The sequence below is a fragment of the Paenibacillus sp. OK060 genome (genome assembly GCF_900101205.1).
Taxonomy (GTDB): domain Bacteria; phylum Bacillota; class Bacilli; order Paenibacillales; family Paenibacillaceae; genus Paenibacillus; species Paenibacillus marchantiae.
The window spans coordinates 96,407-119,474 of sequence record NZ_FNFR01000003.1 but is presented as its reverse complement, the minus strand read 5'-3'; the positions used below and the strand labels follow the sequence as shown (position 1 = coordinate 119,474).

Annotated in this window: 14 protein-coding genes; all 14 read left to right on the top strand. The window is 44.1% G+C overall.

All coding sequences use genetic code 11. From position 1 onward, the window contains the following. Positions 1 to 12 precede the first annotated feature (12 nt). The 14 genes from BLS14_RS12330 (at position 13) to BLS14_RS12265 (ending at position 22,949) form a co-directional block, all read left to right on the top strand. Positions 13 to 897, top strand: coding sequence for a flagellar hook-basal body protein (locus BLS14_RS12330; protein ID WP_064641898.1), 885 nt, complete (start codon positions 13 to 15; stop codon positions 895 to 897). A 528-nt stretch (positions 898 to 1,425) separates the two neighbouring features. Beyond that, positions 1,426 to 2,265, top strand: coding sequence for a flagellar hook-basal body protein (locus BLS14_RS12325; protein ID WP_090951899.1), 840 nt, complete (start codon positions 1,426 to 1,428; stop codon positions 2,263 to 2,265). Between the two features lie 12 nt (positions 2,266 to 2,277). Beyond that, a complete protein-coding gene (locus BLS14_RS12320) occupies positions 2,278 to 2,502 on the top strand; it encodes a DNA-directed RNA polymerase subunit beta (protein ID WP_024632706.1) in 225 nt (74 codons plus the stop codon). Positions 2,503 to 2,986: 484 nt separating this feature from the next. Beyond that, positions 2,987 to 3,418 (top strand): 3-hydroxyacyl-ACP dehydratase FabZ, encoded by a 432-nt coding sequence (gene fabZ / locus BLS14_RS12315; protein ID WP_064641900.1) that lies wholly within the window; start codon positions 2,987 to 2,989, stop codon positions 3,416 to 3,418. A gap of 57 nt (positions 3,419 to 3,475) precedes the next feature. Next, positions 3,476 to 5,197, top strand: a complete 1,722-nt coding sequence (locus BLS14_RS12310) for a phospho-sugar mutase (protein WP_090951896.1) — start codon at positions 3,476 to 3,478, stop codon at positions 5,195 to 5,197. 239 nt (positions 5,198 to 5,436) lie between these two features. After that, complete coding sequence (locus tag BLS14_RS12305) at positions 5,437 to 7,458, top strand: DUF5693 family protein (RefSeq protein ID WP_090808912.1); 2,022 nt, start codon at positions 5,437 to 5,439, stop codon at positions 7,456 to 7,458. Beyond that, positions 7,434 to 8,588, top strand: a complete 1,155-nt coding sequence (csaB, locus tag BLS14_RS12300; RefSeq protein WP_090951893.1) for a polysaccharide pyruvyl transferase CsaB — start codon at positions 7,434 to 7,436, stop codon at positions 8,586 to 8,588. Before BLS14_RS12305 ends, csaB begins: the two co-directional genes overlap by 25 nt. Positions 8,589 to 8,594: 6 nt before the next feature. Continuing rightward, positions 8,595 to 9,353: a WecB/TagA/CpsF family glycosyltransferase gene (locus BLS14_RS12295; RefSeq protein WP_072733619.1), complete on the top strand. Its 759-nt coding sequence runs from the start codon at positions 8,595 to 8,597 to the stop codon at positions 9,351 to 9,353. A gap of 372 nt (positions 9,354 to 9,725) precedes the next feature. Then, positions 9,726 to 10,853 (top strand): glycosyltransferase family 4 protein, encoded by a 1,128-nt coding sequence (locus BLS14_RS12290; RefSeq protein WP_090951890.1) that lies wholly within the window; start codon positions 9,726 to 9,728, stop codon positions 10,851 to 10,853. A 161-nt stretch (positions 10,854 to 11,014) separates the two neighbouring features. After that, entirely contained in the window at positions 11,015 to 14,905 is a 3,891-nt protein-coding gene (locus BLS14_RS12285) for an S-layer homology domain-containing protein (RefSeq protein WP_063567740.1), read from the top strand. Between the two features lie 206 nt (positions 14,906 to 15,111). Next, positions 15,112 to 15,453 (top strand): hypothetical protein, encoded by a 342-nt coding sequence (locus BLS14_RS12280; protein WP_053782862.1) that lies wholly within the window; start codon positions 15,112 to 15,114, stop codon positions 15,451 to 15,453. Positions 15,454 to 15,970: 517 nt separating this feature from the next. Beyond that, a complete protein-coding gene (locus tag BLS14_RS12275) occupies positions 15,971 to 19,519 on the top strand; it encodes an S-layer homology domain-containing protein (RefSeq protein ID WP_090951887.1) in 3,549 nt (1,182 codons plus the stop codon). A gap of 133 nt (positions 19,520 to 19,652) precedes the next feature. After that, positions 19,653 to 20,210 (top strand): hypothetical protein, encoded by a 558-nt coding sequence (locus BLS14_RS12270; protein WP_090951884.1) that lies wholly within the window; start codon positions 19,653 to 19,655, stop codon positions 20,208 to 20,210. A 105-nt stretch (positions 20,211 to 20,315) separates the two neighbouring features. Further along, positions 20,316 to 22,949, top strand: coding sequence for a hypothetical protein (locus BLS14_RS12265; protein WP_090951881.1), 2,634 nt, complete (start codon positions 20,316 to 20,318; stop codon positions 22,947 to 22,949). Positions 22,950 to 23,068: the final 119 nt, after the last annotated feature.

Genomic DNA, 23,068 nt, shown 5'->3' with positions numbered 1-23,068 from the left:
AGGGGTTAATACATGTTAAGAGGTCTGTACACCGCTACCGCGGGAATGATTACGCAACAACGCCGCCATGACACCGCAACGCAGAACATCGTAAATATGAACACAACGGGATATAAACAAGTGAACAGCGTAAGCCGTTCTTTCCCGGAAATGCTCATTACTTTGGTAGGCGGAGATGCCAATCTTCCGACAAAGCGGCTGGGCAAGCTGAACACAGGTGTGTTCGCGGAAGAAAGTTTGTCCATGAATTTGCAGGGAGCCATTATGGAAAGTGGGCAAAAGAGTGATTTTGCCATTTCGTCCAATCTGGCTGTGAATGATCCACAGACAGGACAACCTGTCCCGTTTGACGGTTCAGGCAAATTTGTACGAGCTGATGGCACGGTAACTTACCAACCTCAGGCGTATTTTACAGTACAGGATGCAGAAGGCAACACAAGATATACACGTGATGGTCACTTCGAGGTTACCGGAACTGGACAGCTGCTCAGCTCAACAGGTTCACAAGTTCTGGATAATAATGGACAACCTGTTGTATTGACAGGCTCGGTAGACCAATTTAAAGTGGATGAGCAAGGTCGTCTCGTCAATGCAGAGACGGGTGCACCTACAGGAGTCACATTGGGAATCAGCGTCATCGATCAACCCAACCAACTGGTACGTCAAGGCGATGGTAATTTCAGCCTGAATGATCAGAATGGAGCAACCGCTCGGATGATGGCTGCCGGTGATAATGTGCAGATCCGTCAGGGCTACCTGGAAGGTTCGAATGTGGATGCATCACAGGCAACTGTAGATATGAACGCAGCATTCCGTGCTTATGAAGCGAACCAGAAGGTCGTACAATTCTACGACCGCAGTCTGGATAAAGCCGTCAATGAAGTTGGGCGTGTATAACGCCAACGTATAATATAGCCGCGTAGCGGAGAGCCAAACCCCCTTTACGAAGCAAGCGGAGAGGCTCACGCGAAGCGCAAGCCTAAACGCAACTGAGCCTATGCGAGGATTGCGCAGTATTATCCTAAGCGCAGCGATGGTCTCGACAGTCCTTTGCGAAGCAAAGCAGGGAGAGACCACGCGGAGCGCAAAAGCCTAACCGCAGCCGAGCTTATGCGAGGATTTCGCAGCATTAAGCTGAGCGCAGCGACGGTCTCGACAGTCCTTTGCGAAGCAAAGCAAGGAGAGACCACGCGGAGCTACACGCCGCATAAAGAGCGTGCCGGGCTATGATTCAGCCATGTGAAACTATGGCGGGAATCATAGCCCGGCAGTCGCGGCGCACACACACGACCGTCACTTAGCAAGATCGTACCCCACTTACCTAATCCGCCTGTTTCGGGAGTCCAGAGGGCAGCGCCATCTGGGGCCCTCCCTACTAGGGAGGGTTTGGGAGGGTGGACAGGAAACAGGGAGGGTAACCACCGAATGAATAATTCCATGATTAGTGCAATGGTCTCCATGACCGGAATACAGCAGCGTCTGGATGTCATTTCCGATAATATTGCCAACGTGAATACGGCAGGCTATAAGAGTAAGCAAGCAGCCTTTGAAGATGTACTGACACGTGTGCAGCAGCAGCCGGACAAGTACAAGCTGGATGGACGCTCGACCCCGATGGGATACAACCTCGGGTTTGGCGTACGTTTGGCTGATGTGACAAAGGATATGACTCAAGGTACACTCAATGAGACAGGCAATCCTACCGATCTGGCGATTGAAGGCAATGCGATGTTTGCGGTTGAAGCGATTGGTGAGAAAATGTGGACGCGTCAGGGTGCATTCCATTTTGTCCCTGATACTAGACCCAAAACGAATCCCAATGCGCCAGACATGATGGTGTTGGTCAATGGCGAAGGCCACTTTGCATTGGATCGTCAAGGTAATCGCATTACGGCACCGAATAACAGCAAGGTTGCATTTGATGAAAAAGGCAATCTGTTGATCCGTCGTGGCAATGAAGCCAATGCAACGATTGGAGCCCAATTGCAACTCGTAGATATCGAGCGCCCGGAAGGGCTTGTGCAGTATGCGGATAATCTGTTTGGTCTGGATGCGGGTCTGACCGAGGATGATGTATTTGGAGCTAATGCAGCTACACGTGAAGCAACAGCTATGATTCGTGCAGGCTACATTGAACAATCCAACGTGGATTTGACACAAGAGATGGCTTTGCTGATGCAAGGACAGCGGACTTACCAACTGGCGGCACGCGCACTGACATCCAGTGATTCCATGTCGGGTCTTGCCAACAATATGAGAGCATAAAAGGTGAATGTGATGACAGATACACAGCAGCAGAACAGCAAGCCGGATAAGACGAAAGTCAAGAAGAAGAAGAGTGGATGGCGCATCGCAAGATGGTTTTTGGTTCCGGTCCTGCTTGTTCTTGCCCTCGCTGGCGGATTGGTGGCTGGCTACGTGGTACTGGGCAAACAGGATATCGGTTCCGTATTGCAGTGGAGTACATGGGAACATGTATATGATTTGGTGTTCGCTCCGTAGATGAACGATATATGCAAAACTCCTGCGCAGGCAGGAGTTTTCTTTTTGGTGTTGAAAACAGTATAATGATGGATGACGTTTGACGTCAAAAGAGGCCTCCCCTGCGAAAGACATTCGTCATCGCGAAGAGAGACCCCTTATCTCAACCTTCACTACTGCAGTCATGAAGGATATAAGTAGTATTAACTGAAAATATGCTTTTCATACAACATTAAAATGAAAAACCCATTTATATGAGTTCTTGACTTTGTCATGTTGGAATTGACCTTGCAGCACCGAAGTAAGTGGAGGGAACGGAATCGTTCAGAAGAAGCGAAGCGCTCGCCTTTGTCACCGAATTTTGACCTCTCTGAGGTTGATCAAAAAAATTCGGTGACAACAGCGATCAGAAGGACGATCCGTAACCGTAACGACCACCGGAGTGCTAAGAGTCAATTGCATGATGGAGAATTCTCATATAAACATCCAGAGAGGAGATTATACTGTGCTCGATATCAAACAGATTCAAGAGATTATCCCACACCGTCCCCCGTTTCTGCTGGTGGACAAGATTTTAGAGATAGAGGATGGCAAACGTGCTGTTGGTTTGAAAAATGTAACCATTAATGAACCTTTCTTCATTGGTCATTTTCCAGAGTATCCGGTAATGCCGGGTGTGTTGATTACAGAAGCTCTGGCACAGGTCGGTGCAGTAGCCATTCTTAATTTGGAAGGCAACAAAGGCAAAATCGGCTTTTTGGCGGGACTGGACAATTTCCGATTCCGTGGACAAGTTGTGCCTGGAGATACGTTGATGCTGGAAGTGGAAATTACGCGTCTCAAAGGTTCAATTGGTAAAGGCAAGGCTACAGCCAAAGTAGGCGACAAAGTGGTAGCTGAAGGCGAAATCATGTTCGCACTGTCTGACCCAAGCTAAGGATTGTATAGTTCAGCATTTAATTGAATTTTATATAGAAGGAAGGGGTTTGCAGGAATGGAACAGTTAAGCACAACAGCAGCACAAACATTGCAGCAGTGGTTGGAGGATGCTTCGATTGATGAAGCGACGAAACAGGAGCTTCGTGATTTGCAGGATCAGCCGAAAGAGCTGGAGGATCGTTTCTACAGAAATCTGGAGTTTGGTACAGGTGGATTGCGTGGTGTGATCGGGGCGGGAAGCAACCGGATGAACCGTTATACCGTGGGTCGTGCAACGCAAGGTTTTGCCCGTTATTTGCTGGAGCAGCATGGCGACAAAGAAGGTAAACCTTCTGTAGTGATCGCACATGATTCCCGTCATTTCTCACCTGAGTTCACACTGGATGCTGCCTTGGTTCTGGCTGGAAATGGAATTGTGGCTAAGTTGTTTACTTCCCTGCGTCCTACGCCTCAGCTTTCCTTCAGTGTACGTCATCTGCAAGCAACCGGCGGTATTGTGGTGACGGCGAGTCATAATCCTCCTGAATACAATGGCTACAAAGTGTACAACCACGAGGGTGGCCAACTGGTACCACACGAAGCAGAGAAAGTCATTCAATACATTCAGGAAGTTCCTTCCCTCGCGGATGTGAAAAAGCTGACGCAGGAAGAAGCCGAAGCTCAAGGATTGCTTGTATGGCTTGGAGAAGAGGAAGATAAGGCATTTGTTGATACCGTTGCCAGTCTAAGTCTCAGTCGTGACCTGATTCAATCCGGCGTCGGCCGTGATTTCAAAATTGTCTTCACTCCACTGCATGGAACAGGTAATGTGCCTGTACGTCGTGTGTTGGAACAGATCGGTTTCGAGCAGGTTCACATTGTGGCAGAGCAAGAACAGCCTGATGCTGAATTTTCCACAGTGAAATCCCCTAACCCGGAAGAGCGCGAAGCATTTACACTTGCAATGAAGCTGGGTGAATCGGTGGGTGCTGACATTCTGATCGGTACAGATCCAGACGCAGACCGCATGGGTGCGGTAGTGAAAGACAAGGATGGTAAGTATTTCGTACTGTCGGGTAACCAATCCGGAGCGATCATGGTGCATTATGTGTTGAGTCGATTACAAGAGACAGGTAAGCTGCCGAAAAACAGCGCGGTTGTCAAAACGATTGTAACAAGCGAGATGGGAGCGGTCATTGCCGAGCATTACGGTGCAGAAGTGATGAACACCCTGACAGGCTTTAAATATATCGGTGAAAAAATGAACCAGTTCGAAGCAACCGGCAGTCATACGTTCTTGTTCGGTTATGAGGAGAGCTACGGTTACCTGGCAGGCAGCTACGCACGTGACAAGGATGCAGTCCTGGCTGCAATGCTGATTGCTGAAGCAGCTGCTTATTATAAAAACCAAGGCAAAACGCTCTATGATGTCCTGCAAGAGCTGTACAGCCAATTCGGATATTTCCTGGAGAAGCTGGAGTCCCGTACGCTGAAAGGCAAAGATGGCGTAGCTCAAATTCAGGCGAAAATGACCGACTGGCGTTCTAATCCACCACAAGAAGTAGCCGGCATCGCTGTACAAGATGTGCTGGATTACTCCCTTGGCTTGGATGGCTTGCCTAAAGAGAACGTTCTAAAATTTATTTTGGCAGACGGATCATGGTTCTGCCTGCGTCCTTCGGGAACAGAACCGAAGATCAAAGTATACTTCGCCGTGCGCGGAGAGAACCTGGAAGACGCGGAAAGCCGTATCGAGCGTTTGGCTACTACGGTGATGACGCGTGTAGACGCACAATAAATACGAATGCAGTACTGAGCAAGAACATGAGAAAGCCTCTCCGCACCGTAAGGTTGGTTGGCGGAGGGGCTTTTCTTTTAGGTAAAAAGGGTAAATGTCTACGTCTATTTTGGATGAATTGCGGATAGATGCACGTTTGTTGACACAAGCTGTTTGTATCCGGTATTTATTCACTATTATGCAATGAAAATCATGAGCTGAACGTGCATTTGGTTCCAACACTTGAGGAGGTACATGTAGTGCGTCAAAAATGGCTTTATTGGAATACCGCTTCACGGAAGTGGCTGTGGATTGTTGTCATTATCGGTTTGATTGCTTCCATCCCTGTCATCAGTGATCGGGTACAAACGGAATCTTCCGCCAAAAAGGTGGAGCTTGTCTTCAATTATCGGGGGCTATTGGATATCTCGGCTTATCAGGCCCATCCGCAAGACTTCATGAATGAACAACTGACTCGGTTGAAAGACGCCGGAGTGACAACCATGGCGGTGTTCGAAAGTACACTGGATGAGTTGAAGAAGTCCCGCCGTCTGATGGTATATAACGGGCAGGATCTTGCGAACATGACCAAAAATGTCATTCCTGCTAACGATAATTACACGTATGTTCTATTCACAAATGAGGAAAATGCACAAACGTATACCCCTATCATTGAACAAACGTTCGCCGATCGGGAGATTCCTGTGCTTCCATGGGAATATGAAGGTCGTAGCGGCTTAATATTGCAGACTCCACCGGAGAATGCCAACATGCAGCCTTTGCAACCAGATCCGGTTGCCGTGAAGATGCTGCGTGATAAGGGATTTTACATTTTGCCACGGATTTCAGACAGTGTGCCTTATAATCAGGAATCCATGGAACGCCTGCTTACCTTCTTCGAAGAAAATGGGGTAAAGCGCATCTTGTTTGATGGTGATGCTGTGAAAGGGTACAATGATAATGCAGAGATGAAGAGTATCGATATGTTTGCCCAGTTGCTGAACAAGCACCATATTGGACTGGCGGCTATTGAGAATTTGAAGAAACCACAATCCGGTTTTGAGACTCTCTCCTATAAAATTGACTACAATGTAACTCGTCTGTACTCCTTAAGTGACGGGGATGCCAATCTGGATGTAGATACCATTGCTGACCGTTTTGTTTTGGCTACCAAAGACCGCAACATTCGTATGATCTATATGAATGCTTCGCCAAGTCGGAATACGGCCAAAGCCATGATCACCAATCCAATTGATAATCTGATCAATAGTTTGGGTGAGCCAGGTCATGCGATTGAACGTATGGGTAAACACGGCTTCGAACTCGGACAAGCTGAAGCGTTCACGGTTAAGGATTCTTCCATTCAGCGTTATGCTAAGCTGGTTGCCTTGATTGGTGCAATCGCAATGATTACGCTTATGGTTTCATATTTTGTACCACTGCTGACATTGCTTGTATTTGCACTGGCTCTGGTGGGTAGTGCCGGGTTATTCTTGCTCAAACCGACGTTGCTGGAGCAAGGAATTGCATTACTGGTAGCCATTAGTGCGCCAACCATTGCGATGGTGCTGGCGGTTCGTACAGTGAACTATCAGCAGCAGCGGCAGCCAGACGCGCCTGCGGGTCGTCGACTGGCACAAACGTTATTCTTATATGTAAGAACATCGATTCTGTCGTTCCTGGCGGTGCCTTTTGTCATCGCATTGCTGAACAGCATTACGTACAGTCTGGTTATCAACCAGTTCCGAGGCGTTAGCCTGTTGCACTTTGCACCTATGGCGCTGGTAGCAATTTATATTGTGTTTTACCGTGGTTCGGGTACATTTTCCATTAAACAAATTAAGGATATTCTTCGTACACCGATTAACGTATTGATGGTTGTATTGGCACTGGTTGCTGCTGTGGTTGGATACTATTATTTGAGCCGTACAGGAAACTCGGGTTCGGTTACACCGTTCGAAATGTTCCTGCGTACTACGCTGGAAGACACGTTCGGCGTGCGACCAAGATTCAAAGAATTTATGCTGGGACACCCGCTGTTTATCGTTGGCGTGTTCGCCGCTTTAAAATATCGTAAAGTCATCTTTGTGCTCATTATTGCAGCAATTGGACAATTGTCCATGGTGGATACGTTCGCGCATATCCATACGCCAGCTGTATTGTCACTCATTCGTGGAGTGATGGGATTGGGACTTGGCTTAATCTTCGGTATCGTTGCTGTGGGTGTGTGGCAAGTAGCGGAAGGATGTTGGAAAAAATGGTCACCACTTCTCAAAAGTTAGTCATCTCAGGATATTACGGATTCCACAACAGTGGAGACGAAGCGGTACTAAAGTCAATTTTGACTGCGCTGGAAGAGGAGAGTCACAGATCGAATGTCACGATTGAGCCGATTGTGCTCTCCGGTGATCCGGAGTGGACCACTTCAATGTATGGTGTACGTTCAGTACATCGGATGAAGTTGAAGGAAGTTCGCGAAGCGATCAAGGAAAGTGATGGTTTAATAAGTGGAGGAGGAAGTCTGCTGCAGGATGCAACTGGACTGAAATCCATCCCTTACTACCTGGGTGTCATCAAACTGGCCCAGTGGTTGAAAAAACCAACATTTATTTATGCGCAGGGCATTGGACCTGTAAATCGCAAAATTTTCAATCCGATGATTCGTTCGGTCTTTAAGGCTTGCAACTATGTATCTGTACGTGATGAACAATCCGCTGAATACTTACGTGGGCTCGGATTGCAGTGGAATCAGATTCATGTGGTCCCTGACCCGGTGATGGGTCTGCCACTGCCTGAAGCCAATGCGGAAGAAGTAAGTTCAGTCGCGGTTAATGCTCAAGGAGCAAGCGTTCATACCAAACTCCCTGTGATCGGCGTTTCGGTACGTTTCTGGGAGTCGGATCGTAAAGAGCTTACAGCGATTGCTGCTGGACTTAAGAAGCTTTGCTCCAAAAAAGCCGTTCACTTGCGCTTTATGCCATTTCACTTACCGATTGATGAGCAGGCTTCAAGGTTTGTCATGGAAATGCTCGGTGACCTCGGTAACAAGGGTAGCGAAGTAAGCATTACCAAGGATCTCACCGATCCGCAGCTGATGCTGCAGGAAGTCAGCAATTGTGATGTCGTTATCGGCATGCGTCTGCACAGTCTAATCTATGCAGCTTCGCAGTATGTTCCACCCGTTGGTATCTCGTATGATCCGAAGATTGATCAATTCATGCTGCGTCTGGATAGTGAAACCGTGGGCAGTACGGATGCGCTGGATGGGGATAAACTGGCGAAGACAGTGGCTAACCTGTTGGATCAGCGTTCACAGTGGCTGAAGGAACATGAAGAAGGCATCACCGAATTGAAGCAGGAAGCCAAAGTGCCTGCTCAGCAAATTATTAAATATTTAGGCCGCAAAGGGTGAAATAAGATGAATCAGACCGGACCAATACCTACCGTTTCAATCTATGGTATTCCTTTTTCCAAACTAACAATGAAAGAAACGGTGGAGGTTCTACGCCAAGCAGTGCTTACAAAGCAGCCGCACCATGTCATCACAGCCAATCCCATCATGGTCATGGCCGCGCTGGAGAATCCAGCGATGATGAAGGTTATGCAATCTGCAGAAATGATTGTTCCCGATGGAACAGGTGTTGTATGGGCTGCCAATTATTGTGGGGAGCCTGTGGCAGAGCGGGTGCCTGGATTTGATCTTTTACATGAATTGCTGCGTGTTGGAGAAAACTATCGGTGGGGCGTGTATCTGCTCGGTTCCACACCTGAGGTGATTCAAGAAACGGCAGTTCGGTTACAAGAGCAATATCCGGCGATTCGAATTGTAGGTTATCGCGACGGGTATTTTGGTCCGGCTGAGGACGAGCAGGTTGTCGCTTCCATCCGTGAAGTTGCACCTGATCTGCTGTTTGTTGCACGTGGGGCAGACACGCAGGAACCGTGGATTCACAAGTACAAAGATGCGCTTCAAGTTCCCGTTACCATGGGGGTTGGAGGCAGCTTTGATGTGATTTCGGGCAAATCCAAACGTGCACCTAAAGTGTTCCAAAAGTTAAGACTGGAATGGTTTTATCGTCTGCTTCGCGAACCTAGTCGGGCTGGCCGAATGCTTGCGCTTCCGAAATTCGCTGTCAAAGTGATGCGGGACAAAGAAAACGTGACTAAAGTCCGTTAAAATTAGGCTATTACGCGTAAAATGCACGTTTTTGCTAAAAATTGAGGTTGGCATTTCGCCTGTGATCAGCGTATAATTCATTCCGGATTACATGTGTGCCACTCAAATAAAAACGTTTAGTTGCACATGGCCACTCCGATGTCAGAATAACCTTTTGATCGCTGTTATCCCTGGATTTCTTTTATTAACCTTTGTAAGGTTGAAATCCCGTGATAAAGGCGAACGCTTCGCTTCTACAGGTTATTTCTGCCCTCTCCGTTCTGGTTCAAATGGTATTTTTATTAAAAGTGACGAACAATAATTTATATATAAAAAGAGATCAGGGGATTTATAATTTCTTACAGGTATTATAATTGGGGGTCGAATGTTCAAATGGTAGCGATCTTTATCATTGGATTTATCGTGTCAATGGGACTGGCTCTTGCCCTGACACCACTTGTCAAAAAGTTCGCAGTCAGAATCGGAGCAATGGATACGCCGAATGCTCGTAAAGTGCACACTCGGATTATGCCACGTCTTGGTGGTTTAGGGATTTTCCTGGCCTTTGTCATTACGGTTGCTGCACTGCTTCCTTTTGTGTCAGCATGGTTTACGACAAGAGACATGAGCTTTGTCAGTGCTTTTCTGATTGGTGGATCGATCATCGTACTGATTGGTGCATTGGATGACCGTTTTGAACTGTCAGCCAAAGTGAAGCTGTTCGGACAAATTGTTGCTGCTGCTGTAGTCGTATTCGGATTCAATATCCGTGTAGACTTCGTAAATATTCCTTTTCAGGATGCGTACTCCTCACTGGAAGCTTGGGTTTCCATTCCGCTGACGATTCTCTGGATCGTTGGTGTAACGAATGCGATTAACCTGATTGATGGTCTGGATGGTCTGGCTGCCGGTGTATCCGGTATTGCCATTGGTACCATTGCCGTGATGTCCTTCCTCATGGGTAATATGATGATTGCTTTGATGTGTCTTGTACTGCTTGGTAGTATTGTTGGATTCTTGTTCTTCAATTTCCACCCAGCCAAGATCTTCATGGGGGATACGGGATCTCTATTCCTTGGTTTCTCTCTGGCAATGCTGTCCATGCTTGGATTCAAACAAATTGCTGTCGTATCCTTCATTACACCGTTGATCATTATCGGTGTGCCGCTCTCGGATACCTTCTTCGCTATCATTCGTCGTGCGGTACAACGGAAACCGATTTTCTCACCGGATAAAGGTCACTTGCATCACTGCTTGCGTGAACTTGGATTCAGTCACCGTCAGACAGTGCTGATCATCTACGGTATTGCCGCATTTTTCGGTGTACTGGCGATTATCCAATCTTCCGCTGCGATGTTCGAAGCCAACTGGGTAACGTTCGTCGTGATCTGTATCATGATGTTCTTCCTCCAGGTTGGAGCAGAAGTCATCGGACTTGTAAGCAAAACCAGAAGGCCGGTCATTAACTTCCTGATGCGTATGCGCGTCAAGATGAACCCGGAGACCCGGTCGAAATCCTAAATAGAAACGCTTGATTACTGATCTTATTGAATATTCTTTCAGACCCAAACCTTGTCCCCTGTGGACAAGGTTTTTTGTTTATTTTGCTGTTTTTACTAAATAATTGGAACCTTTCGGCCGATAAAAAAGTTAACTGACTTAAATAGAGGAGAGATGATTGCATGCAGCGTACGAAGAAGCCGATGATTTGGCTGATGATGGTGGCACTGGTTGTATCTCTAATACCAGCAGGCCTTGCACCAGTCGCGTCGGCGGCAGGACAGACGAGTTATTTTACTCCAGATAATGCTGGGAACGTCCAATTGAAAAATACAGTAGGTCTCAAAATGAGTGGAACTGGCTTGGATGTGCTATCACGTTCAACTGCTTTTGTTGTAACTAACAGTGAACAGGCGGTAACGGGTACGTTCACTAACGTAACAGGCTCTACATTGGGTGCCAACGTTCAACTGATGAATCTAAAGGATGGCACTTGGGTTCCAGACAGCACGCGAGTAGCACCAGCGGTTGTAACGGTTGATCCAGATCGGCCAGACAATCGTTTTAAAGCAACACTTACATTGTTTCCCGGAATGAACAAAGTAACGTTTACCGGTTCCCAGGGACCAAGCGAACGTTCTGAAAGCTTCTATATCTTGTATGACTCTGTACCATACATTGAAAAGCTGCAAGTTTTGGGTGGAGCCGATAATCTTGATCTAAATGAAGGATCACAGGTTGTTGTAGATACGGGTGATGTGACTATTCAAGGTGTAGCCCACAACTCCTCTAAAGTAACAGTAAGTTTGAATAATGGTGAGGCATTACCAACAGCATTGTCTCAACAAGATGGCACATTTTTCTCGCCAATGCTTCGATTGAAGGCAGGCAAGAATGATCTAATCATCACAATTGAAAGCGGCGTAGACAAAAATAAATACACTTATTCTCTTCTCTACTATGATGAGGAAAATCCATTCTCTCAACTGGATTTGAATGAGGGTTCGGATGGACTATCGCAGAGTATGCTATCGGAAAGGCCTACTTATGGAGGTGACCCTTTACAAGCCAGTGTAACTGTTCAATTACTTTTGCCGGATGATAAAACAACTGCTGTTCCTGAAATCTCGGTGGATGGCGCATTGAGTGGCATTGTTCCAAAAATTGAACCCATTCCTAGTGTGGGAATCAACACGCCTTCATATGCTCTGATTTCGTTTAAAATACCATCATTGAAGTTTACAGAATCAGGAACTGCCCCTAATACTACGATCGATCGCTTGCAAAATCATTCGTTGAGTGTGAAGTATGGAAAAAACACAGCAAGTGTAAATATGAATTTTCAATATCTAGAGAATGAAACGGTTATTACGAATTTAAAATATCTTAAGGACTATAGCGGCTCTGGTGATGCACCAGAAGGGGTGCCTCTTTCGGGTTCAAGTGTCACTTCTGCGGATTTCTATATCCTCGTAGAAACCAGCAGAAATCCTAATGGAAGTGTGTTGACAGCCGAATATCTTCCAAGAAGCACAAGCTCGATTGAGCTCTCACCACCGATACAAGTATCACCAACTAAATACATCTATCAAATCAAAGGCTTCAAAAACGGAAATCAAACCGTTCAGTTCAAGTTTGCTGGATCAACATCAAGTCGTAATGCGACGATCTCGTTTGCATCCAAAAACTACATCTTCGTGAGCAACCTGACGGATGGTCAGACGTATGACATGAACTCCAAAAAAACAGATAAATTATTGGTTGAAGGTAAGTACGTTGACTTTGCAACATTAGATAGCAAGTACTTTGTAGCAGAGATTTTCGCAAATGGTGTAAAAGTGTATTCGACACATCCTGCAGCAAACACGACTCAAAAACAGTTGACTTTGGGCGCGGACGGAAGCTTTAAAGACGTTCAAATTGACATTGACGGGGATAATGGACCTTTATTCTTTGGGGAAAACCGCATCGTATTAACGGGTACAGGAACTGGAGAGAAAGGCCAGCTGAATGAAGTAACCAAAGAATTGCGCATATACATTAATGATAATAATGTATCGACAATCAACAATTTCCAGCCTGCACCAAGTAAAAATCGCTCCACATTCCTTGATCCGTATAATCCGGATGATCAATGGGTGAAAAACCTGTTTAACCTGTCCACGGATTTCACATTTGCCGACAAGAAATACACGACCAGCCTTAAAAATTTCGACTTGGCAATACGTGGTGCAGGGGCTATTCGAATGAGCCTGAGTATGGGGACTCAAACTATTTTTGACGTGAATATACCAGAAGGATCGGCAGGTAATACAACTTGGGCAGATCCAATAATTTCTCCGGAGTATGCCCTGAACAATGGTAATGTTATTGTGGATCGTGCCGGAAATCAAAAGGACTTTGTTGTACGGTTAAGAGATCTGAAAGCTGAGACGCCAGGGACATACATCTACACACTGGACCTTTACAACAAAACTGGAGCAAAGACAAGTCAAAAAGTAGAAGTGGTCAGAGAAGCTGCAGGTTATCGTATTATAGCTCCGCAACCTACTTCAGGTAGTCAGATTGTTGTCAACAAAAACTTTGTTCATTTTGATATTGAGGCAGAGGGAGCAACGTCCGTTATTATTGATAAAGAGACAGCTAAAAAGCTTCAAGGAACAGAAACGGACCGTTTTGCTCTTGATTATGTTGGACTCAAATCCGATAAAGTGAACAAAATTAAACTAACAATTGATCGTAATGGTGTAAAAACAACGAATACAATTGAAGTGTACTATACTAGTGCTACCGGAGTGGATTCACAGTATATGGCTCCTAAAGTAGCCACTAAGTACTCTGCCTTCAATAAACAGCTCGAGCTAAGCTTCCCCAAAGGGACGGTAATGGAAAGTTTAGACACCAGTGGAATCGCAAAGTTCTATCCTAATAACAAACTGTTGTTTGGTATTGCAGATCCGAATACTGGTATTGTGGAACGTCGTAACGATTACGGAAGTATTGTTGGTTTCAAAACAGAAGAAGGAGATCCCAATCCATTAAGCGTACCGGATGATTATTACAGAAGGTTCTCGGCAATCACGGGAGATTCTGTGAACTTTAGTCCGATTTCAGACATTTACTGGATTAGTGGAGGTTTAGGGGAGTCGGGCACAAGAGGCACTGACAACTACAAAGAACCAACAAATGGGATAGGTCCATACACTATAGATTCATTGTATGGTAACCCATTAACACCAACTGAGCGCAAAATCAAACCATCTCAACGTGGTACATTGACATTGACTTACGATTCTAACGTGGTAGATGACGCGGGCTCCACAATCTCGGTATTCTACTACTCTTCAAGTAGAGAATGGAAACGTATTGGTGGAGAAGTGGATTCCAAGAAGCATACAGTAACCGTTCCGTTCGATAATTTCGGGTACTATAAGGTCATGAAGCTTAGAAGAAGTTACAACGATATCACGAACCACGGTTGGGCCAGAAATATTCTTAATGCATTATACGCCAAAGGATTTATGGCACCATTGCGTTTTGAACAATTTGGAACAGATGATCGGACTTCCAGAGGAGAGTTTGCCACACTTTTGGTAAAAGGATTGAATCTTCCGATTACTTCTGATAGCAGAAGAACATTTACAGATGTGGCGCCTGGAACAAGTTCATATACTTGGGATTATGACAGTATTGAGACAGCCGCCAGAGCAGGTATCATTACAGGATTGACCGATGGTGTGTTTGGACCGGATCGTCCTCTCACACGTGAACAGGCAGCGGTCATGATAGCGAGAGCACTTGAGCTCAAGTTAGCTGCAAATGACAACAAGCTCCAAAGTGCATTGGCCAAGTCTTTCATCGACTCGGGCAGCATGGAGAACTACGCAGGTCCTGCTGTGCAAGCCGTTACCAAAGCGAAGATCATGGAAGGATCTCCTGTAACAGTTACCGGCCAAAGCAAACCACAGTATGCATTTAACCCGAAAGGAAACCTGACTCGTGCAGAAGCAGGTAAGATCGCGGTTGAATTGCTCAAGAAGAGTACCAAAGTATTCCCTAAAAACTTGAGTTAATTTATGTGATAGTATCGATGCATTTTAGGAAGGACCTGTCCCTTGCGCTAAAGGGGCAGGTCCTTTTTATGACTGTTATATAACTGATAAGAACACTTTTATAATAGAAGAAATAAGTTTTTTACCAATAACTATTTTTGTAATTTGCTAGAGTTTAAGATACAATAACGGTAAATACACAATGATCTAGAGGGTGAAGTTAGCTAATGAAACCGATTTATTCGAAGGCCCAGCTGGGCTACATGAAGGCAAAGACACAGTTCGAGAAGCAGGCAGTCATTCTGGAGAAAAAGTTGGAAGATACACGTAAGACGGAGGAGATCTCTCAGGAAGTGATGGAAGGGCTTGTACAGACTACTGGCTTCCATGATGCGTATAACAATCTGGTTCTGGCTGAGAATGAACTGATTGAATGGTCTCACACGACGATGAAGCATGAGAAAACGTACCGTGAGAACAGACAACCAATCGATGATATGTATCTGAGATTGAACAGTGATCCGCAGATGCGAGCTCAAATTATCGACCTTGCGATGAAAATTCGCTAACCTATATAACCAGAATAGTACGAAAAGCATCCCAGAATGGGATGCTTTTTATTTTATTTATTGTGGAATTTGTCGCTTCATAGTGTGAAACTCTGGGTATAAATAAACGTTGGCAACATAGAAGAAGCACCCTTTATATTGGAAAGAACACAGTTGCATCAATGTTTTATATGGGTTTTGAATGGCTATCTTACCCGCACTGTACCTATACATAAATAAATTCAAAACTTTTTTTGTGGAATCCGCAACTTTTTGAAATCTGCTGCGTTTAAGATGTAGAGTCAAAAACATTGGGCCTGTTACCAAGATTGACCTCGTGAAGAATCTTGTCTATTTATTAGAAAAAATTGCTTTACGACTCGGAAGACCCATTGTATAATACGTAGGTAGGATTAGGAAACTACTCTATTTTCGTATGGTTCTGCTTTACAACCTAGTTTACAAGTTTCTGTGATATGCTCACAGACATCATTTATATTAACTTGCTCACAACTCTGGAAAGGGGGTGCAACAATATATGAGGAATACGAGCGACCCTATTAAAGAAAATTCAAATGTTATGAACACCCAAGGAGGAGAAAAAAAGGTTATGAAGAAAATTTTATCCGTAGCATTGTCTACAGCAATGGCATTCTCGATGTTTGCATCTGTAGCATTCGGTGACACAGCAGTTTCACCACAACAACAGTTTGATGCATTGAAAGCAAAAGGTATCTTCACTGGTTACCCAGATGGTACTGCAGGTTTGGATAAAGACATGACTCGCGCTGAGTTCGCTAAAGTCATCACTAAATTGCTGGGTCTGAAAGAGATCACTGGAACTCTTTCTTACACTGACAAAAACTACACAGCTAAAAACTGGGCTGTACCTTACATCGAAGCAGTAACTGCTGCGGGTATCATGGAAGGTAAAAACGTTGAGAAGAAAATCTTCGACTTCAACGGTAAAGTAACTGTTTCCGAGATGGCTACCATCTTGACTCGTGCACTTGACCTGGAAATCCCAGCTGAAACTAACAACAATGCAGCTGATTGGGCTAAAGGTTACGTTCAAGCAGCAATCAACGCTGGTTTGATCGATTCTAAAGCTAACTTCGGTGCTAACGCTTCCCGTGAATTGCTTGTAGGCGCTGCTTACGCAATTGACCAAGCGCAAAGCTTGAAAGTTACTAAATACGAAGTAAGTGAAGGCGGTAAAGTCGTTACTTTCACAATCAGTGACGGCGAAACTGTAAAAGTTACTTTGGATAAAGCTCTTGAAGCTAACAAAGAAACTGAAGTGAAATTTACTTACAAAGATAAGAACTTCACTGAAAAAGTTACTTATGTTGTAGAAGCTGCAACTAAAGTACAATCCGCTACTTCCACTAACTTGAAAGAAGTAGACGTGGCTTTTGACGGTAAAGTAGACAAAGCTACTGCAACTGACAAAGGTAACTACACTGTAGACAGCAATTCCAAAGGAATCAAATCCATCACTTTGTTGGCTGACGGAAAAACAGCTCGCCTGTTGTTGAACGAATCCAGCAAATTCACGCAAGGAACTACTTACAAAGTAGCTGTGAAAAATATTAAATCTTCTACTGGAACAGTATTGCCACAAGGTGAAGTTTCCTTCACATCTGCTGACAACACTCTGCCTACAGTAGCAGAAGTTAAAGCTCTGGGAACTAAAGTTATCAAAGTGACTTTCTCTGAGCCGGTTGTAGCTCCAACAAGCAGCAACTTCCAATTGGATGATAAAGCATTTGTTGGATCTGTAACTCAAGGTGCTAACCAACGCGAAGTGATTCTGCGTGACTTCACTGGTACAATCTCTGAAGGTGCTCACAAGTTGACAACTTCTTTGGTTGAAGATTTCGCTGGTCTGAAATCTTTGGCTGCAACAACTGACTTCTCTGTAGCTGTTGACACTGAAGGTCCTAAAGTGACTGAGATCTCTGCTACATTGGAAAAAGTAACAGTTACTTTCGATGAGGAAATCGATCCTAACTCCGTTACTAACGATAGCTTCTACTGGAAATCAGGCGATACTAAGAAAACTGGTAAAGTAACACAAGTTGCTTCCAATGTTTATGAAGTTGAGTTTGATCAAGCTAACCGTCTGCCAGGTTATGAGTCCACTTTGTTCGTAGAAGTGAAAGACTATTCTGGTAACGCTAATGCTGTGAAAGAACACAAAATCAATGCAACTGTTGACTTGGTTCGTCCACAGGTAGTTGAAACTACTTTCGGTGATCGTACAAACACATTGACTGTACGTTTTGATAAAGCTGTAAGTGCAGCTGATAAAAAATACTTTACTGTGAAAAAAGGCTCTGATAACGTTCCAGTGAACAATGTTACAGCTGCTGATAGCTCTAATAAAATCTTCTATGTTACTTTCTTTGATACATTGAAAACTGGAACATACAACATTAAAGTAGCTGATGTTCAAGACACAACTGCATTGAGAAATACTTTGGTTGAGTACAATGGTACATTTGTGGCTAATGACAACCAAAGTCCTAATATCTCTTCTGTAGATTACAATGAGTCTTCCCGTAAAGTTACTTTGAACTTCGGTCGTGAGATGGATCTTTCTACGCTGAATAATAAAGGTAACTACTACATTAGCTTCCAGAAAAATGGTGGAAATGTACAAAACATTGCATTGCCAAGCGAAGTTACTGTTAATGCAGTAAACGGTGGTAAATCAGTTGTAGTACAATTCCCAGAGAACATTGATGGAACTAGAGTAACTTTCGGACCTAGTGGTTCAGTTCAAAAAATCACTACAACAGGTTTGAAATCTAGAACTGGTCAAGTAGTATCTTTGAGCGAAGCTACTCTTGCTACTTCCGCTAAAAATACTTTGCAATGGTCTGGAGCAGTTCAAAAAGATGCAAGAACATTTGAACTTGAATTCAACCAAGTAATTGCTAACGCTAGTGCAAATGATTTCCGCGTGAACGGTCAATACCCTGTTTCTGTAAGTATCGATGAAAATGTAGTTACACTTAAAACAGATCGCGACTATACAGGTGGTACAATCACTGTAGTTGCTAACAACTCCATTGAGACTTATTCAAACAATAGATTGAATCTGTCAACAGATGCTACATCTCCAGTAAATAATGCAGTTTCTCCACGTGTTGTTGGAGTAGGTACTGTATCTGGAACTGGTTTGGTAGCAGTGAGAGATTCGAGCAATAAATTTATTGTTAGATTCACTAACAATGTAGGAACATCTTCTGCAACGACTGAAGCACAACTTGGTAATGATTTCGTTATCATTAACTCCGCTACTGATAAAAAACTGACTGCAGGAGCAGATTATACTGCTACGTCTACAGGTACTTCGACAGATGTTGTAATTCAACTTCTTAACGATTTGAAAGCACCTGTAACAGTTAAAGTTAAAAAAGATGCTGAATTCTTGCGTGCTAATGGTAACGGTCCTTTGGCTGCTGAGTCTAGCGTATATACTGTTGCACCTTCAACAACTGCTTCCACTGACGTTGTAGATGGAACTGCAGTTTATGCAGCGCCTGTAGCTGCTGATACAGCAACAGTTAACGAAAAAGGTTTGAAATTCACTTATGGCGACACAGGAGTTACTGGAAATATCACTATTAATTTAGTGGTAAACGCAGCTGCTACTGTACCTGTAGCGTTCAGCGATGATTTCAAAACTATCACTGTTGATGGTACTGCTACTGTAGATCAAATCGTTGAAGCTGCTAAAAAAGTTACTAACTTGCCTTATAAAGTAGAAGCTGGTGCTGGAGTTCTTCCAGCAGCAACTACCACTTATGCTTTGACAGGTGGTGTTGATCAAGCAGTAGGTACAGTTACTATCACTCTTGATAAAGCTGCATCTAGCATTGTTAATAACAAGATCTCCGTTTCTACTACAGCTGGAACTAAAAACTACGATGCTAAACTTGATTTAGCTACTGGTGCTACAACTTCTACCAAAGTTATCGTTGAAGTTGGGGCTGATACAGTTCGTAACGGAGTATTGGCTGGTAAAGTAGTTGTTGATAACAAAACAGTAGCTTTGGACGAAATTATCGTACCTTAATTGACTGTAAATATTGAAAACCCAGAGGACTTAGTTCTCTGGGTTTTTGTTTTTTTTACAACAACATCGTAACTTTCTCACTCTCTCAAACGTTTATACTGATATTAACAAGCAAGTTATAGGGAGTTTGGAATTGGATCACAATAAGGCCATGATGACTTTTATAGCAAGCATGTTGTTAATCAGTTCAAGTGGAGGTATTGAATTAGCTGCGAATACGAATAGCGTATTGGGTGATTCATTACATAGTGGTACAACCCTGAGGATATCTGAGAGCATAGCAAAAACCTATCCTGTGAGTAAAATCGTATCCAAGAATGAATCAGTTAAACAAAATGTTAACGTTGATGCTTTAGAAGTAAATCTCGAAAATGGAACGAAAATTCCCCAAATCAATAAGCAGATAGAAATACCATTTACACAAGCATTGGATACAGCTACTCAAGACTTATATGCATATGACCTAGTGATCAAACAACTTGGAAAAACAAATATCCCAACATTGATACCAATGATCGACTACACTATTGCTGTTGAAGGAAACAGATTAATTGTAACTTTTTTAGTAGATTACTCTGACGAGTATTCCGTACAAGTTAGGGACTCCTTCTTTATTCGTGCCAATGGAATTCCTGCTTCACAGTCAGAGGTGTTCACGACAACAAGGAATGTTCAATTAATAGAGGAATAAGCAGATCCTCATTTTACTTGCCTAAAAACCAACAACATCGTAACTTTCTTTCCCTCTCAAACGTTTATACTATAAAGCAACAAGCAACTTATGGGAGGTTTGGAAGTGGATCATAAAAAGGTCATGATGACTTTGTTGGCAAGCATGTTATTTATTAGTACAAGTGGAGGTATCGCAGCTGCTGCGAATACGTCGACGAGTTCAAATAAAACATCGAAGAACAATGAAACTAACAATACAACGAAGAAAGAACAAACAACCACAGTTACAAAAGTAGTACATACATTGGCCAACGTTCCAGCAGTGAAAGTTACTGCGCGGAGTACCGTGAAGTTAACGGATGTGAATCTCTTGTCTCAAGATGATGGGAACACGGTAACATATACACTGACATATAAAAACAACGACAGCACACCAATGATGATGCTCGATTATTGGAGCAAAGTGAAGACCAAGGGTGGGACGACCTTTTCTCCGAAACTGATCGCCAAGGACCAGGAAAAAAAGACGGTATCACCTGGTTCTACGGTTGATCTTACTTATGTCATGAAGGTTGGACGTGAAGTGAAGCTGAGCGACCTGAACTTCCTCATCGTAAAATGGGATTTCAGTAAACCTAATTATGAAAGCACATTGGGGAAATTCAACGTTCCTGCTTCATATAGCATTACCACACCCGTAGGCAAAACAAAAACAGTTCGTTTGAGTGATTCAGCGGTCAAAGTTAAGGTGTCTGGGATCAAAGTATATCCGGGTGAAGATAAGAAGCAGTACGTCAAAGTTGGCGTGAACCTCAATAACATTAGTTATAAACTGCTGGATAACCCGAATATCAAGTGGATTTTGCGTACACCGAATGGTACGAACTATCCGTTAACCCCGGACAAAGACAGTACAGGCATCAGCATTCAGGCACAGGCCAATAAAACATTGAGCTTAATGGCCTCTTTACCCACAGCGTTGAAACTCGAAAAATCCGAATTGCTTCTTGTGGAAGAACAAGGTGAAGAGAAGACAGCCCTGCCTGTGGCCGCTTTACAACTGCCAGAAGCTAGTCAATCTAATGTAGATACAGCAGTAAACCAACCGAATATCATTTCTATTGATGGCCAACCTGTATCCACACTTCTTGAATCTGCACGTGTTCGTGGAGAAAATGAAGAATACGATCTAACGATGCAATGGGTTATTAAGAACCAAGGGAAGAAAGAAGTTAAAGTTCCTAAATATGGATTAGAGATCCGGACAGAGGATGGTACTTCCTACCCGATTGAGACGAAGGCACTCGATGATCTGAAGTTAAAGCCAGGTGCAACCAAGACAATTAAGCTGATCACGACCATTCAAGGTGATGGGGATACCAGCAAAATTAAACTGTATGCGATGACTCCGATAACGAAGGAAGAAAGTAAGGAAGGAAACACGAATCCTAGTAGCTTTGAGTTCTCCTATCCGGTAGGCATCTACGCTATTCCAGAGTCTGTAACTAGTGGAGATGGGCTTACTACTGAAACGGTGATCAAGAACAGCAAAGGTACATTCGGAGTGTCTGTCGGTTCTCTCCAACGCCTGCCATGGACAGACAGTGATATTATTGCTGCCAAGGTAACCATTCGTAACGCATCGGCCAAAACGGTTCAATTACCTGAACTGGAAGCGATGTTCACTATCGATTCCGCACGGATTGATGGAGATACGAAGCTGATTCGTGCGCAAGGTGGTAAGTTGCTCGGCCCAGGTATGACAACAGAAGCTTATCTCTTGACCAAAATTCCATCGGAATTGAACATGAGCCGTCTGGAAGTGACTTTATTAGAGAAGGTAAGCGAAGAAGAATCGAATGATTGGATTACCCTCAGTACGTCAGGCTTGATTCAACCACTTTCGTATGTAGGTGCAGGGAAGACCTTTACTCAAGGTACTGCCGAAAAAGAAACCGAGCTGGGTGTACGCAGAACCTATGTATATCCGGGATCTTCGTCCGATATAGTCTATACTGAGTTCGAAATGACGAATAAATCATTGCGTCAGAGCGGTCTTGCAAAATTAGTAGGGTATTATAAAACAGCCGATGGACAGTATTACAAGGCAACGGCTAAACAGGCTGATCGTGTACCAGGACCGGGTCAGAAGAGTGTTGTGACCTTCTGGGCCAAAGTACCGAAGAGTGTAACATCAACATCCGATATGCGACTGATCGTGGGTGAAGGTGTGGCTGACAACAAATTTGTATCCGGCGAAGGTGAAGCAACGGCGTATGTTAATGCCATGTCATTTGAGGTGCAGCCAAAATCCTTACCTGTCCTGTCGTCTCTGAATGATATCGACTTGTATCCGTACAAATTCTCTGGCAGCAATATCAGAGCGTATCTCACAGGTGGTACAGCGGTACAGATTGAGATGATTTACTCGTTAACCCAGGAAGAGGCCGTGGACAGCGGTGAATACGGACATAAATTGATTCTTTCTCTCACAGATGGATCTGGTAAAGTGTTCGATAAAGAGCTCACGCCGGGTACTGATCTGAAAACGGGTATTAATCAGACACTCAACTGGAGCATCGATGACACGGTCTTTGATAAAATACGCGGAGGTTCATATCGCGTAGCGTTGTATGATGTGTTTGAGGGGCAACGGATTCGCCTTGCAGAGCAAGGATACAGCTACGATGTGTCCAAACTGCCAAAAGAAGAACCAGAGTTTCCGGAAGAGGGTTCCGGCAACAACAATACAAAATAATAAGTAGATAGATTATCTATACTTCTATACCGGAATACAGACAAAACCTCGTTCCCGAGAAATCGGGAGCGAGGTTTTGCTTGTCCCCACAACATTTTTTCTCTATAGTTAAAGTTAAT

Excerpts from the sequence above, each read along its gene's own strand:
- csaB (WP_090951893.1), top strand. The coding sequence starts at position 7,434 with ATGGTCACCACTTCTCAAAAGTTAGTCATCTCAGGATATTACGGATTC.
- BLS14_RS12310 (WP_090951896.1), top strand. The coding sequence starts at position 3,476 with ATGGAACAGTTAAGCACAACAGCAGCACAAACATTGCAGCAGTGGTTG.
- BLS14_RS12295 (WP_072733619.1), top strand. The coding sequence starts at position 8,595 with ATGAATCAGACCGGACCAATACCTACCGTTTCAATCTATGGTATTCCT.
- BLS14_RS12280 (WP_053782862.1), top strand. The coding sequence starts at position 15,112 with ATGAAACCGATTTATTCGAAGGCCCAGCTGGGCTACATGAAGGCAAAG.
- BLS14_RS12330 (WP_064641898.1), top strand. The coding sequence starts at position 13 with ATGTTAAGAGGTCTGTACACCGCTACCGCGGGAATGATTACGCAACAA.
- BLS14_RS12290 (WP_090951890.1), top strand. The coding sequence starts at position 9,726 with ATGGTAGCGATCTTTATCATTGGATTTATCGTGTCAATGGGACTGGCT.
- BLS14_RS12275 (WP_090951887.1), top strand. The coding sequence starts at position 15,971 with ATGAGGAATACGAGCGACCCTATTAAAGAAAATTCAAATGTTATGAAC.
- BLS14_RS12325 (WP_090951899.1), top strand. The coding sequence starts at position 1,426 with ATGAATAATTCCATGATTAGTGCAATGGTCTCCATGACCGGAATACAG.
- BLS14_RS12320 (WP_024632706.1), top strand. The coding sequence starts at position 2,278 with ATGACAGATACACAGCAGCAGAACAGCAAGCCGGATAAGACGAAAGTC.
- BLS14_RS12285 (WP_063567740.1), top strand. The coding sequence starts at position 11,015 with ATGCAGCGTACGAAGAAGCCGATGATTTGGCTGATGATGGTGGCACTG.